The organism is Chitinophaga pollutisoli (assembly GCF_038396755.1).
Lineage (GTDB): Bacteria > Bacteroidota > Bacteroidia > Chitinophagales > Chitinophagaceae > Chitinophaga > Chitinophaga pollutisoli.
This window is the reverse complement of the sequence record NZ_CP149822.1, coordinates 30518-44873: the sequence shown is the minus strand read 5'-3', so window position 1 is coordinate 44873 and position 14356 is coordinate 30518. Positions and strand designations below refer to the sequence as shown.

At 54.4% G+C, this 14356-nt stretch carries 10 protein-coding genes; 5 read left to right on the top strand and 5 right to left on the bottom strand.

Translation table 11 applies throughout. The features are described from left to right. Positions 1 to 22 precede the first annotated feature (22 nt). Complete coding sequence (locus WJU16_RS00130) at positions 23 to 2902, bottom strand: TonB-dependent receptor (protein ID WP_341836293.1); 2880 nt, start codon at positions 2900 to 2902, stop codon at positions 23 to 25. Between the two features lie 217 nt (positions 2903 to 3119). Further along, positions 3120 to 4142, bottom strand: a complete 1023-nt coding sequence (metX, locus tag WJU16_RS00125; RefSeq protein WP_341836292.1) for a homoserine O-acetyltransferase — start codon at positions 4140 to 4142, stop codon at positions 3120 to 3122. 156 nt (positions 4143 to 4298) lie between these two features. Here metX and WJU16_RS00120 point away from each other — a divergent pair, with 156 nt between their 5' ends. The 5 genes from WJU16_RS00120 to WJU16_RS00100 all read left to right on the top strand — a co-directional run bounded on the left by WJU16_RS00120 (position 4299) and on the right by WJU16_RS00100 (position 10551). Then, a complete protein-coding gene (locus WJU16_RS00120) occupies positions 4299 to 4721 on the top strand; it encodes an OsmC family protein (protein WP_341836291.1) in 423 nt (140 codons plus the stop codon). 14 nt (positions 4722 to 4735) lie between these two features. After that, the gene (locus WJU16_RS00115; RefSeq protein WP_341836290.1) at positions 4736 to 5929 is read left to right on the top strand and encodes an aminotransferase class I/II-fold pyridoxal phosphate-dependent enzyme; all 1194 of its coding nucleotides are present in this window, start codon (positions 4736 to 4738) and stop codon (positions 5927 to 5929) included. A gap of 98 nt (positions 5930 to 6027) precedes the next feature. After that, on the top strand, positions 6028 to 6384 hold the full coding sequence (locus WJU16_RS00110) for a hypothetical protein (protein ID WP_341836289.1): 357 nt from the start codon (positions 6028 to 6030) through the stop codon (positions 6382 to 6384). 79 nt (positions 6385 to 6463) lie between these two features. Continuing rightward, a complete protein-coding gene (locus tag WJU16_RS00105; protein ID WP_341836288.1) occupies positions 6464 to 8959 on the top strand; it encodes a DUF5686 family protein in 2496 nt (831 codons plus the stop codon). 551 nt (positions 8960 to 9510) lie between these two features. Next, positions 9511 to 10551: a rhodanese-related sulfurtransferase gene (locus tag WJU16_RS00100; RefSeq protein ID WP_341836287.1), complete on the top strand. Its 1041-nt coding sequence runs from the start codon at positions 9511 to 9513 to the stop codon at positions 10549 to 10551. On the opposite strand, the gene WJU16_RS00095 is transcribed toward WJU16_RS00100, so the two are convergent. From WJU16_RS00095 to abc-f, 3 genes are all read right to left on the bottom strand, one after another. Next, positions 10540 to 11232, bottom strand: coding sequence for a LytTR family DNA-binding domain-containing protein (locus WJU16_RS00095; protein WP_341836286.1), 693 nt, complete (start codon positions 11230 to 11232; stop codon positions 10540 to 10542). The two genes, WJU16_RS00100 and WJU16_RS00095, sit on opposite strands and share 12 nt — an antisense overlap. Further along, a complete protein-coding gene (locus WJU16_RS00090; protein WP_341836285.1) occupies positions 11229 to 12251 on the bottom strand; it encodes a histidine kinase in 1023 nt (340 codons plus the stop codon). The genes WJU16_RS00095 and WJU16_RS00090 overlap by 4 nt, the downstream gene beginning before the upstream one ends. A gap of 155 nt (positions 12252 to 12406) precedes the next feature. Next, positions 12407 to 14341, bottom strand: a complete 1935-nt coding sequence (gene abc-f / locus WJU16_RS00085; protein ID WP_341836284.1) for a ribosomal protection-like ABC-F family protein — start codon at positions 14339 to 14341, stop codon at positions 12407 to 12409. Positions 14342 to 14356: the final 15 nt, after the last annotated feature.

The following is a 14356-nucleotide window of genomic DNA, read 5'->3' as shown; positions in this document are numbered from 1 at the left end:
TATTATGGCAAATCTGAAAAAATTACAGGTTGTAACCGATGGAGGCATAGGCCTGCGTCCCCACCGTGGGGTTGCCCCAGGACTGGATGTATTTATTCCCGGTCAGGTTCGCGCCGCCGATTTTAAGCGTGATTTTCGGTTGCACAAAAAGGTAAGACACCTGTGCGTCGAGCGCGCCGATGGCGGGCATCTCGCCGAGGTTGTTCACGCGCACCAGCGGGCCCACGAACGAGGAAGACCAAACAAAGGCTTCCTGCCAGCGCCAGGACACGTTGAACCCGAAGTTGCTCCGCGCGATGTTGCGGTTGCCGAAGTTGATGTTGTAACGGTAGCGCGGCGTGTTGTACATCGCCTGGAAGCCGCCGAGCGATTCTTCGTCCAACAGCCGGTTGTAAGACACGTTGCCGCCGAAGGTGAAGTTGGAGGGCAGGCGGTAATCCAGGCCCAGCGCCCATCCCCAGGATTTGATATTTTTCTCGAAGTTCACAGGTACGCTGTACACTTCCTGACCAGCCGGCGTCACTTTCACGAGCACCTGGCTGCCGTTGAAGTTCTTGAAGGTATTGGTATACACATATGCGTCGATGAGCAGTTTGCTGCTGATCAGCGCCTTATAGCCAATTTCGAAGGCTTCCACTTTCTCGGGCTTGAATTCCCGGAAGTTATATTGCTTGGGCGCGCCTGCCTGGATGGATTCCAGTGAGAAGACATTGGGACCGTTGAGGCCGTAGCGCTCGCGCAGGAAGGGGAGGCCGCCGAGCAGGCGGGCCTGCGGCGTCAGCAGGTCGATGTACTGGTCCTGGCAGTGTGGAATGCGGAAACCGGTCTGGAACGATGCGCGCACGTTGTGGTTCTTGAGGAAAGTATACACAGCCGATAAACGGGGGCTGAACTGTCCCTCAAAGTTTTCGTTCTTGTCGTATCGCAATGCCGCGCTCAGTTTCAGGTTGTCTTCCAGGAGTTTTTTGCCGACTTGTACATAACCGCCGTATTCATTGATGCGGAACTCGTCGCCGTTATCATCCAGCGCGAAAAGCGTCTTATCGGAGTTGAGGGCATACACGCGGTAATTACCACCGACCATCAGTTCCATGAAGCTGATCTGGTTCTTGAAGTTGTACATGAACTCGCCCTGGTAGAGGTTTGTTTTGTCCATGAACCGCGCGCCCACGCCATTGGCATCGCCAGGGATGGGTTTGCTTTTGATTTTGTCGGCAGCGTCTTTGAACCCTTGTGTGCCGGGCATGAGGCGGTCCTGGTCAGCAAACTCCCGCGCTGCCATGTGGAACGCAGGGCTGCCGTTTTTCGCAGCTGCGGTAGCTGTGGCGAAAGCTTGCGCGGGACTCTGCCCACCCTGTAAAGCCTGCTGGAAGGTGGTGGCGAAAGTGCCAAAACCTTGTGTTGCGTAGTTGCCGAAGTACTCCGGGAACCATTTTTCACGGCTGGGGCTCCAGGCTTCGTTGATCCCCTGGCCGAGCGTACCCACGGCGTAGGAATCGCCGGAGCGCTCCTGCGTGGTGTAAGCGCGAACATAGAAATTATCGGCCCTCAGTTCGATTTTATATTGCCCCATCCGGAAATTCTTGATGGAATAACGGTCGGCCCCGGTGTATACCGTGGTTCCTGTACCATAACTCCCTTGTGCGAGCAATTCCAGGTTGGTGTTGAATTTGTAATGCAGCGCCACGTTAGCTTTCAGATTCTTGGTCTCGTAATCGGCCAGATCGCGCTCGTTGTACCCCGTACGGGAAACGAAAGAGCGCGCGCTGTCGGGCATAAATGCCTGGTAGATTTGCTGCGGGGTAATGAGGCCACCGGTGGCGCCGGAAATAGCCAGGATGCCGTCCGACAGCGGGTTGCCGGGCGTAAAGGCGGTGCCTTTCAGGCCCTGGTACATATTGACGTTCGTTTCGTCGCCGTAAATATTGACGCCGTTGTAACCGGGGTTGCTGCGGTTGCCGGATTTGAGGTCGTAACCGTTGAGCAGGCTCTGGTCGCGGTCGTCATAAGCCTGCCAGTCGTCCGCTTTGATATATCCCAGGTTCACTTTAAACGCGAACTTGTCGTTGATGGCTTTGGCATAACGCACCGCCACATCATAATATCCGGTGGTGCCTTTGCTCCGGCCGCCGTCGCTCAGGATGCCGGACTTGATATTGGCGCTGAGGCCCTGGTACTGGAAGGGGCTTTTGCTGTTCAGGAGCACGATACCATTGAGGGCGTTCGGGCCGTAGAGCGCCGAAGCCGCGCCGGGCAGTACTTCCACGTTGTCCATATCCAGCTCGGTGATGCCCACGATGTTGCCCACGGAGAAATTGAGGCCGGGAGCCTGGTTGTCCATACCATCAATCAGCTGCAACATGCGCGTGTTACCGTTACTGTTGAAACCGCGGGTATTGACGGATTTGAAAGTAAGGCTCTGGGTGCTCAGTTCCACACCTTTCATATTGGCCAGCGCATCATAGAAAGTAGGAGCGGGGGAGGCTTTGATGGTCCTGCTGTCCAGCTTTTCGATAGAAACAGGCGCGTCCAGGATACTCTGGGCGGTACGGTTGGCCGATACCACCACTTCCTGCCCCAAAATTTCCGTAGAAGTCAGTTGCACGTTCACTGATACGGAAGGATCCGTTACCGTTTGCTCGACCGGCTTATAACCTACATAAGAAAACACCAGCGTCATGGGTAGCCGTTGGGTGGTGCGAACGGAGAACTCGCCGTTTTGATTCGTTACCCCGCCTGCATTGGCTCCTTTTACCGATACAGTAACACCAGGCAGGGCCTGCCGGGTGGTGGCGTCTGTTACGGTTCCGTTGATGGTGTGTTGGGTCTGGGCCAGGGCATTGTGGCAAAAGAATACCAGCAAAGCGGCCAATAAGCATAAACTTTGTCTACATACTTTCATAAGTGAGAATTTGGTGATCGGAAAGGCGCAGGTTAAGGTATCTGGTGATTGATAATTAACAGGTTATGGATTTGTATCAGTTGTTACAGAGAAGTTAAGATTTTTTTCGAAAACCAAAAATTTTTCTATTAAAAAATAGGGGTAGTGCATGGATGACCGGCGTCATCAAATCAATTTGACTCAGCTAATACGCAAAGGAAAATTATGGGTGGAAAGGTTACGCAAACCCCAGGAACTCCCGGAGAATCCGGCCGATTTTCTCGAATTCGATCAGGAAGCCGTCGTGCCCGTAGGGAGAATCGATTTCGTGGTAGATGCAGTTATGCATGTGGCGGGCCAGCAGCATCTGCTCTTCCGGCGGGCAGAGGATATCGCTCGTGATCCCGATCAGGAGGGTAGGCTGTTCGATCTGGCGCAGGGTGGTGGCCACATCGGTGTGGCGCTGGCGGGAAATATTGTGGCTGTCCATCGCCTTGGTCAGCGTCCAGTAGCTTTGCGCGTTGAAACGGCGCACGAGCTTATCGCCCTGGTAAACGATATAGGAAGAAGCTTTGAAGTTATCCGTTTTGCCATTGTCCGGGTCGGATTGGGCGGCCATGAAGGTCTGGTAATTCCGATACGTGAGCATACCGATAGCGCGGGCGGCTTTCAGCCCCTTGGCGCCCGCGTCCCTCCGGGGTTCTTCCCAGCTGCCGTCTGCCTCGATGGCGAGCCGCTGTGAGGTATGCACGGCGATGCCCCAGGCGCTTTCGGCCGCGCCGGTGCAAAGGAGAAACAGCCTGCCGATACGTTCCGGCTCCATGAGCGACCATTCCAGCACCTGGTAGCCGCCCATGCTACCGCCGCCGAGCATGTGGATCCGGTTGATCCCCAGGTGTTTGCGGAGCAGGATGTGCGCGTGTACGATATCTCGGATGGTGACCTGGGGAAAACTCCGGTACCAGGGCTCCCCGGTACCCGGGTTCACACTCAACGGCCCGGAACTGCCGTAGCAGGAACCGAGGATATTGGCGCACACAATGAAATGCCGCGCCGGGTCAATCACCTTGCCTTCGCCCACCAGGCCCGTCCACCAGTCCGCCACATCCGAATTCGCGGTAAGGGCATGACAGATCCAGACTACGTTATCCCCGTGCGGGCTCATGGTCCCGTACGTGTGATAGGCAATCTCAATCCCCGGCAATACCGCACCGGATTCCAGCGTGAAGGGCTGACGGCTGTGAAAGGTCTGCAATGACAACGGCGTAAAAAATTTGCGCAAACCTACAAAAGTCGGCGGCCATTTACAAATCCGCCATGACAAAACACGTTTGTCATCCTTATGTTATTCATACAGATATTTTATCTTTGAAGACCGGCATAACTGTTAATTTTACATCAAACCGAATAAATAGATATGAAGATCGCTTTACAACGCATAGACGACGGGTTCAATATGGAAGCTGTGGACGAGCAGGGTCACAAGGTATTAATGGACTCCTCCGTAGAAAACGGTGGCAAGAACAACGGCATCCGCCCCATGCAGATGCTCATCATGGGCCTCGGCGGATGTTCAGCCATCGATGTGGTGATGATCCTCAAGAAGCAACGCCAGGAAATCACCGATTTCCGGATCGAGATCGAAGCCGACCGCGAGAAGGGAAAAGAGCCGTCGCTCTGGGAAAAAGCGCATATTGTATTTCATATCACAGGCAAAGTGGACGCTGACAAAGCCGTCCGCGCCGTGGAACTTTCCATGAACAAATACTGCTCCGTAGCCGAAACCCTGCGCCAGGGCAATACGCAGCTGACCTGGGAAGTGAAACTGAACCAAGCCTGATACCAAACCGACTGATGAAAAAGAGAAAAGTAAAACCGACCTACCGGCCCGAAACCAAGGCCATCCGCATACAGCCCGGCAGAACACACAACATGGAACACAGCAGCCCCATGTACCTGACTTCCAGCTTCTGTTATGAGGACGCGGAAGCCATGCGGGCCGCTTTCGCCGACGAAAACGACGCTTACATTTATTCCCGCTTCAGCAACCCCACGGTGGAGGAGTTCACCCAGCGCATGAGCGCGCTGGAAGGAGCGGAGAGCGGCTTCGCCACCGCCTCGGGCATGAGCGCCATTTTCGGCAGCTTCATGGCTTTCCTGAAAGCGGGCGACCACCTGCTGAGCAGCGCTTCCATTTTCGGTTCCACCCACACTGTGATCACGAAGTTCCTGCCCAAATGGAACATCCAGCATACGTATTTCGACCTCACGAAGCCCGAAACCATCGAGGCCCTCATCCAGCCGAATACGAAAATGATCTTCGTGGAAACGCCCTCCAATCCCGGACTCGACCTGATCGACCTGGAAACCGTGGCGAAAATCGCAAAGAAACATAACGTACTGCTCAACGTCGACAATTGCTTCGCCACCCCCGCCATCCAGCGACCGCTCGATTTCGGGGCCGACCTCGTCACGCACTCGGCCACCAAGTGGCTCGACGGCCAGGGACGCGTACTGGGTGGCATTGTGCTGGGTAAACAGGAGCTGGTAGACGAGGTGTATGCCTTTTGCCGCAGCACCGGCCCGTCGCTCAGCCCGTTCAACGCCTGGGTGCTTGCCCGTAGCCTCGAAACCCTGCACGTGCGGATGGAGCGCCATTCCGGCAATGCCCTCTCGCTGGCGCAGGCGCTGGAAGGTAACGAGCACCTGGAATGGGTGAAATATCCTTTCCTCAAATCCCACCCGCAGTACGACATCGCGCAGAAGCAGATGTCCGCCGGGGGAGGCATCGTTTGCTTCGAGCTGAAAGGCGGCCTGGAAAGAGGCCGGCGCTTCCTCGACCAGCTGGAGCTGCTGAGCCTCACGGCCAACCTGGGCGACAGCCGCAGCATCGCTTCCCATCCCGCTTCCACCACCCACGCCAAACTGAGCGAGGCCGAAAGATTGAAAGTAGGGATCACGCCGGGGCTCATCCGCATTTCCTGCGGGCTTGAACATAAAGCCGATATCCTGGAAGACGTGTTGCAGGCGCTGGACAGCAGCCGTTAAGCTGCTTCGTTTTTCATATCAGCAGGCAATGCATGTAATTGAGGAGAAATGTGTAAATTCCTTCCCAATTACATGCATTTCTATTTAAAATTTCTCGCATGCGCTTTGTGCTCGCTATCCTTCTTACCGCTCTCCTGGGTTACATCCTCGGACTTTTCCTGCCCTGGTGGGTCATTGCCGTCGCGGCATTCCTCGTTGCCCTGATCTGGCAGCAGCGGCCCGGCCGGGCATTCGCCAGCGGGTTCCTCGCCATATTCCTGCTGTGGGGCATCCTGGCGTTCGTGGCCGATGTCCGGAACAATCATATCCTCAGCAACCGGATGAGCGAATTGATCGCCGGCACCCGCAATCCCTGGATACTTATAACCGTTTCGGCGATAATCGGAGGACTGGTAGCGGGTATGGGGGCGCTTTCGGCCAGCGTGCTGCGCGCCGCGCCGAAGAAGGCCGCCTGAGCTGATCATGTGTGTTAAAATTTACATAAAAGCCCCCGGCAGGCATCAACCGTCTAGGGCCATCCGTTACTTTTGGCACATGCTCAGAATCCTATCCCCATTTATCCTGTTACTGTTTGTACTGCCCGCTTCAGGCGCCCAGATCCGCGGCGTTGTCACCAATAAGCGCGGCGAGCCCCTGCCATACGCTACCGTCATGATCAAGGGCACCACCCTCGGCACCACCACCAACGCCACCGGCGCGTACGTGCTGGAAGTGCCCGCAGGCAACCACGTGATCGTTTGCCAGTATATGGGATATAAGAAGGAGGAAACTGCCGTGCTGGCCGGCGGCGAGCCCCGGGAACTGAACTTCTCGCTCGAGCCAGTGAGCCTCCAGGTAAAGGAAGTGGTGGTACGCTCGGGCGGCGAAGACCCCGCCTATGCTATCATCCGGCAAGCCATCAAAAAAAGACCGTACTACCTCTCGCAAGTCAAAAACTACACCTGCGAATCCTATATCAAAATGCTGGCGCGACTGCGGAATATGCCCAAACGCGTATTCGGCCAGAAAGTAGATCCCACTGAAATCGGCGTGGACTCCTCCGGCAAAGGGATCGTGGCGCTCACCGAATCCGTCACCAAAATCGCCTGGCGCGACCCCGACATGAAGCTCGACGTCATTTCCAGCAGATCCAGCGGCGGAGGACTCGGCTTCAGCATCCCCACCATCATCAACTTCTACCAGAACAACGTGGAAGCCATGGAATCGCAGGTAGGCCCCCGGGGCTTTATTTCCCCTATCTCCGACAATGCGATCCATTATTACAAATACCGCCTCGAAGGCACGTTTGTGGACGACGGCAAGCTGGTGAACAAGATCCTCGTGACCCCCCGACGCAAATACGAACCGCTCTTCGCCGGGCATATTTATATCACCGAAGACGATTGGCGCATCCACAGCACAGACCTCCGGCTCACCAAAGAATACCAGCTCGAACTGATCGATACGCTCGTGATCCGCCAAACGCATGTGCCTGTGGCGCCCGATGTATGGCGCACCAAAGACCAGGTGGTATACCTCGCCGCTAAAGTTTTCGGCTTCGATATCACGGCCAATTCCGTCAATGTCTATTCCAACTACAACCTCAACCCCGAATTCCCGAAAGGCTATTTCAACAAGGTGGTGATGAAATACCAGAAAGATGCGGAGTGGCGTGATAAGCGGTTCTGGGACAGCGTTCGCCCCGTGGCGCTGGAAGCCGACGAACTGAAAGACTTCCATGTGAAAGACAGTACCGCCCGTGCCCGGCGCGATTCCGCCAAAAGCCGCCAGCAACTGGACTCCCTGCGCGCCAAACCGCAACCCAAAAAACCGCTGGACGTACTCTGGGAAGGCGTGAACCACCGCTGGTATTTCCAGGGCGATACCGCTGTGCAATCACACGCCTTTTACATGCCCGGTCTCGTGAAAGGCCTGAGCTACAACACCGTGGAAGGCGTGGCTTTGCAAATCAGTCCGGGTGTTACGTTTACACTGCCGGGCAGGCGATACCTCAGCTGGATGTCGAGTGTGCGGTACGGGTTTTCCAACACGCACCTGCAGGCGCAAACCGGTTTAACGCTCACCCGTTCACCGGAAGGTGGCATTGGGTCGCGGAATACCTGGTCGTTGTACGGCGGCAAGCGGATTACGCAATTCAACCGCGCCAATCCCATCGGGCCGGTGATGAATTCACTCTACACGTTGTTGCTGCGTGAGAATTATATGAAATTGTATGAAAGCCGGTTTGCGCAACTGGCATTCAGCAAGGTATATGAAAGTTCGTTTGCATTCAGCGTGAATGCGCTGTACGAAGACCGGCTGCCGGTGGAGAATACAACGACCTACTCCTTCTTCCGGAAAGACAGGAACTCCTTCACCTCCAACCTGCCCGAAGAGCTGCCCGGCCTCGTTTTTCAAAGAGAAAAAGTGCTCACGGTGGGCGGCAACGTCAGTTACCAACCGGGCCAGCGGTATATCGAGTATCCGCGGGGCAGGAGGGCCATCGGTTCCAAATTCCCGACTTTCAGCGCGGCTTACCGCAAAGGATTTATCGACGCGAATTTCGACAAATGGAATGTTGATGTGAGGGATGAGATGAATTTCAAGTTGTTGGGAGAACTTAAATATCATTTGGGTGCAGGCGGCTTCCTCAACGCGCAATCCGCTTCCTTGCCCGACATGCAGCATTTCAACGGCAACCAGACGTTCCTCAATATCCGCTACCTCAACAGCTTCCAGCTGGCGCAATATTACGAATACAGCACCACCGCCGGTTTATTTGCCACGGCCAACATCGAGCATCACTTCAACGGGTTGCTGACTAACCGCATTCCGCTCTTTAACCGCCTAAAGTGGCACCTGGTGGCGGGCACGAATGCGTTTTATGTGGACAGGGCCAACAACTATGTGGAAGTTTTTGCCGGTTTGGAGAATATCCTCAAATTGTTCCGGGTGGATGTCGTGGCGGGATATCAAAGCCAATCGGATACACGGATCGGGATCCGCCTCGGTTTCGGGGGGATTCTTGGCGGTGCGTTCAAAGTGGAGTAGCACAGGAAAGTTTGTATAAAGAAGAAGGCTGTCTCCTCAGGATGGGAGACAGCCTTTCCTTTTTCAGCTTGCCAGAAAATATGGTTAAGGGAGCGGTTAAGCGCGGACGCGGAGACTTCTCCTTTTGCCGCGGTCAGCCGCTTTTTTAAGTTTTACTTCGCTATGCGCATGGTATGCCGCGATGCGGTAAAGACAGAATAAAACAATGGCCGAAATAATGTAAATCGTGTACATACAGGTGACGTTTAGGGTTAAGAAATCTCAAACTGCACGGGGTCGGTAACACACTCATATTCCCCCTTTTCCAAAAGCGTGCCATAATTTAACTGCCGTATCCGGGCAAATGTTCGATATGTTTATAAGTTTTTAAACATGTGACGTGAAATCCAGGAGGTTGATCCCCTCAAAAGAGTAGGGAGCGACTTTTTTCCGTAACTTTGCGCCTGCTGTTCCTGTCAGGTTTCGTAATTGGAAGATGCCAGGAAATTGCAGCTTGACAATCAATTTATTAAGAATTTTGTTCCACCGGCGTTGGTCCTTAAAATTCAAGTATGGTTCTTCACAACAGAGTATCCGCCACCGAGTTAAAGCAACGGTTGGCCGCGGAAACCTTCCGCCGCGTTACGGTATCGTTTTACCAGTACGCCAAAATTTCCGATCCGCAGATTTTCAGGGATGATTTGTACCTGGCGCTTCATCAACTTGGGGTGTTCGGGCGTATTTACGTCGCCCACGAAGGCATCAACGCGCAGATCAGCATCCCGGAACACAATTATGAAGCCTTCCGTGATCATCTTTACACTATTCCCTTCCTCAACGGCATCCGCCTCAACATCGCGGTGGAAGACGACGGCAAATCGTTCTGGGTATTGAAAATTAAAGTCCGTGAGAAAATTGTGGCCGACGGGATCGACGATCCCACGTTCGACATGGATAACCGCGGCAAATACCTCGACGCCCGCGCTTTCAACGAACTCACCGAAGATCCCGACACCGTAATTATAGATATGCGCAACCACTACGAATTCGAAGTGGGGCATTTCGACAAAGCCCTGGAAGTACCGTCGGACACCTTCCGCGAGCAACTGCCCATGGCGGTGGAAATGATGAAAGACAACAAAGACAAGAACATCATCATGTACTGCACCGGCGGCATCCGTTGCGAAAAAGCCTCCGCGTACATGCTGCACCACGGCTTCAACAACGTCTACCACCTCGAAGGCGGCATCATCGAATATTCCAACAAAGCCCGCGAGCAGGGGCTTCCCAACAAATTCCGCGGCAAGAACTTCGTGTTCGACGACCGCCTGGGCGAACGCATCACCGAAGAGATCATCTCCCAGTGCCATCAATGCGGCGAACCTTGCGACGATCACATCAACTGCGCCAACGAAGGTTGCCACCTGCTTTTCATCCAATGCGAAAAATGCGCCGCGAAGTACAACAAATGCTGCAGCGAAGCATGCGCGGAAGTGATCGCCCTGCCTGAAGAACAACAGGCCGAAATGCGCAAAGGGATAGATAAGGGACTGATGCTTTTCAACAAACGCAAGAGACGGCGCCTGCCCAAACCCGGAGACTCAGCGCTTTAGGTAACGGTTCTGCAGGATCTTTTCCATCACCTCGTCGCGCAGCGCGCGGCTGACGGGCACTTCATTCGTGCCTACCAGGATCGTGTTGCCTTCGATGCTGTCGATTTTTGAAGCGGCTACGATGTACGATTTATGCACTTTGATGAACTGTTCCGCCGGCAGGTATTCTTCCACGGCCTTGAATGTGAGGTAGGTGATGTATTTGCGCTGCAGCGTATGCACGGCGATGTAATTCTGCAACGCTTCCACGAAGAGCACATCGGCCAACCGGATCTTTTCCAGGCGGTGTTCGCATTTGATATAGAAGTGGTCCGGCGCGTCTTGTTTCAATTGTGCTTTCGCCTTGTTGACGGCTTTGAGGAACCGTTCGAAGGAAACGGGTTTGAGCAGATAGTCGAGCACATCCAGCTCGAAGCCTTCCAGCGCGTGGTCGGGGTAGGCGGTGGTGATGATGGTGAGGGGCCTATGCGGGAGGGTCCGCAGGAATTCCAGCCCGCTGAGGCGCGGCAGGCGAATGTCGAGGAAAAGGAGGTCGACCGGCTGCTGCTGCAGGAATTCCGCCGCTTTGAGGGCATTCTCGCATTCTCCGGCCCATTCCAGGAAGCTGACGTCGGCGATGTATTCGCGGAGGCCCTGCCGCGCCATGGGCTCATCGTCTACCACCAGACATTGTAATTTCATACCAGCAAGGTTAAAGTGACTGCAAACTGATGCGCACCCGGTGCGATATCGAGCGAGTGTTTTCCATTATACAAAAGCTCCAGCCGCCGTTTGACATTGGCCAGCCCGATGCCTCCCGGCGCGCCCTGCGGCCGGGACTCACAGGTGTTTTTCACCGTAAATGAGAACCGTCCGTTTTCCCGCTCCATCTGGATATGAACCTTGTTCGCCGTTTGATGCGAGATGTGCTTGAAGGCATTTTCCACGAAAGGCATCAGCAGCAAAGGCGCGATTTCGAAATCCTTGACCTCGGGCGCGTACTCGAAATGGATGTGGTATTGCTCGTCGTGCCGGAGCCTTTGCAGCGCCAGGTAATTTTCCAGGTATTGGATTTCTTTGGCAATGTCGATTTTTTCGGAATTGCATTCGTAGAGCTGGTAGCGGAGGAGGTCTGAGAAGCGCAGGAGGGTTTCGCGTGCGAGGGGGTTATCTTTACGGATGAGGAAGTAGATCGTGTTGAGGGAATTGAAGAGCGAATGCGGGTTGATCTGGGAACGGAGGAACTGGAGCTCCTGTTCGGCGCCCGCGCGAAGGGCGCTCTGCAAATGATGGAGTGTTCTGATCTGGTCGATGTAAAACTTGATCCCCGCCGCCGCGCCCACCATGAAAAACAAGGGGATATACACATCGTACAGCTGGCTGTTCAGCGTGGCGTTGGGCCAATGCGAGATCGTGGACGCATAGGGCAGGAGGATCCAGTTCAATATCTTAATCACCGCAAACCCTGTTGCCCCCACCAGCACCGTAAAACTCAGGGCAAAGGTCCCATACCGCTTCTTGTACAGGAACTTCGGGATCAGGACGTAATTGGTGAAATACACCGCCCCCGCGAGCGAAACGATCTTCAGCAACCCGGCCAGCACCGTGGGTGTGAGGTCGGGGTAATCGTCGATCCGCAATGTGATCCACACCACAAAGAAGGCGGCCCAAAATATTACGTGATGCAACCGCAGGCGCGTGATTGTCTTCAGGATGTCCATGCTCGGTTCAATATAAATGTAAGCATTCCGTTCGAGATGTTTTTTACACCAATTGCGGGATTTGCTACATAAAATGAACTTTCCCCTTCACCACCGCCCGGCAAAAAAAATCCCCCGGACCTGCCGGGGGACAACTATCTGAAAACAATCGGTTATCATCCTTGTGCTTTCTCTTCCAGTTCCATCACTTTCTCGAAAGCCGCCTCATATTCCGCCATGGCTTTAGCCAGTTCGGCGGACGCTGTTTTATAGGCGGATTCCACGGATTTGAACTTGTTCTTGTCCGCATAAATATCCGGATTCGCCATATCGGCTTCCAGTTGCTGCACTTTGGCTTTCAAGTCGCCAAGCTGCTTTTCCAGGTTCTGCACCTGGCGTTGCTGCTTCTGCAATTCCTTTTTGAGGGTATTATCGACGGGGGCTTTCTGTTGCTGCACAGGAGCGGGGGCGGATTTCTTTTCCTTTTCCGCTTTCGCCGGTTGCGCCTGGGCGGCCATTCGTTTTTTCCATTCTTCCCACTCGGTGTAGGTGCCGTCGAATTCCTTGATCTCGCCGTCCACGATCTCCCATATCTTATTGGCCGTGCGGCTTACGAAATAACGGTCGTGGCTCACCAGCACGAGGCTGCCTTCATATTTACCCAAAGCATCAATCAACATGTCCACCGAGTTCATATCCAGGTGGTTCGTAGGTTCGTCGAGCAGCAGGAAGTTCGCTTTGCTGATGATCACTTTCGCCAGCGCCACGCGCGCCTTTTCACCACCAGAAAGGATGCGGATCTTCTTGAAAACGTCGTCGCCCTGGAACAGGAACGCGCCGAGCAAACCGCGGAGCTCCATTTCGGTATTCCCGCTGGCGCAGCTTTTCAGCTCCTCCAGGATCTCGTTGTCGAGATGCAGCGACTCCAGCTGGTGCTGGGCGTAGAAGCTCGTCACCACGTTGTGCCCTGGCTGGCGGTCGCCTTCATAGCTATCTGACCCGTCGATCACGCGCAGCAGGGTGGATTTTCCTTTACCGTTCGCACCGATGAGGGCGATTTTGTCGCCCCGGTTGATTTCCGCGCGGGCGTTTTCCAATATTTTAATCGGGCCATATGACTTCGACACGCCATTCAGCGTGCAAAGTATCTTGCCCGGGATCTTGTCTACACTAAAGTTCATCCGGATCTTGGAAGGTCCGTTATCGACCTGCTCCACGCGCTCCAAACGGTCGAGGCGTTTCATGATCGACTGTGCCTGCGCGGCTTTGGAGGCTTTGGCCTTGAACCGTTCGATGAATCGTTCCTGCTGGCGGATGTAATCCTGCTGGTTTTCGAAAGCGCGCTGCTGCAATTCGCGGCGGAGCGACTTCTCTTCTTCATAATCCTCGTAGTTACCGGCATAGTGATGGAGTTCCTGCTGGTATAGTTCCACGATCTTGTTAACCATGCGGTCGAGGAAGTAACGGTCGTGCGAAACAATGATCACGGCGCCGTCGTAGTTGCTGAGGTATTTTTCCAACCATTCAATGGAGGGAAGGTCGAGGTGGTTCGTGGGCTCGTCGAGCATGAGCACGTCGGGCTGCTGCAGGATGAGCTTGGCCAGGAGCACGCGCATGCGCCAGCCGCCGGAGAACTGGTTGTAGGGACGTTCCAAGTCGGAGGTGGAAAAGCCGAGGCCTTCCAGCACCGTGGCGGTTTTGTGGCGGATGTTGTAGCCGTCGAGGATATCGAACTCATGGAGTTTTTCGCTGTACTCCATGAGCAGGGCCTCGTCTTCGGAAGTTTCGAGCTTTTTGGTCAGTTCTTCCAGTTCCTTTTCCACTTTCACGGCCTTTTCGAAGGCGGTCATACCCACGCTGAGGATGGATTCGTCGGATTCGAAGCTGAGGAGGTCCTGGTTGAAGAACCCGATGGTGAGGTCTTTGCTCTTATTGATACTCCCTTTGGAAATGGTGTATTCTCCATTGATAATGCGGAGGAGCGTGGATTTCCCCGTGCCGTTGAGGCCGATCAGCCCTACGCGGTCACCCGGTACGATATGCCATGAGCTGTCTTCTATGATAGTCCTTGCGCCGAATTCAAAAGTAATGTCCTGCAGTGCGATGAGCATGTGAAATCGATATTA

What these genes read in the sequence shown, in the direction of transcription:
- WJU16_RS00130 (WP_341836293.1), bottom strand. Translation starts at nt 2,902, where the DNA reads ATGAAAGTATGTAGACAAAGTTTATGCTTATTGGCCGCTTTGCTGGTA.
- WJU16_RS00120 (WP_341836291.1), top strand. Translation starts at nt 4,299, where the DNA reads ATGAAGATCGCTTTACAACGCATAGACGACGGGTTCAATATGGAAGCT.
- WJU16_RS00115 (WP_341836290.1), top strand. Translation starts at nt 4,736, where the DNA reads ATGAAAAAGAGAAAAGTAAAACCGACCTACCGGCCCGAAACCAAGGCC.
- WJU16_RS00110 (WP_341836289.1), top strand. Translation starts at nt 6,028, where the DNA reads ATGCGCTTTGTGCTCGCTATCCTTCTTACCGCTCTCCTGGGTTACATC.
- WJU16_RS00105 (WP_341836288.1), top strand. Translation starts at nt 6,464, where the DNA reads ATGCTCAGAATCCTATCCCCATTTATCCTGTTACTGTTTGTACTGCCC.
- WJU16_RS00100 (WP_341836287.1), top strand. Translation starts at nt 9,511, where the DNA reads ATGGTTCTTCACAACAGAGTATCCGCCACCGAGTTAAAGCAACGGTTG.
- WJU16_RS00095 (WP_341836286.1), bottom strand. Translation starts at nt 11,232, where the DNA reads ATGAAATTACAATGTCTGGTGGTAGACGATGAGCCCATGGCGCGGCAG.
- WJU16_RS00090 (WP_341836285.1), bottom strand. Translation starts at nt 12,251, where the DNA reads ATGGACATCCTGAAGACAATCACGCGCCTGCGGTTGCATCACGTAATA.
- abc-f (WP_341836284.1), bottom strand. Translation starts at nt 14,341, where the DNA reads ATGCTCATCGCACTGCAGGACATTACTTTTGAATTCGGCGCAAGGACT.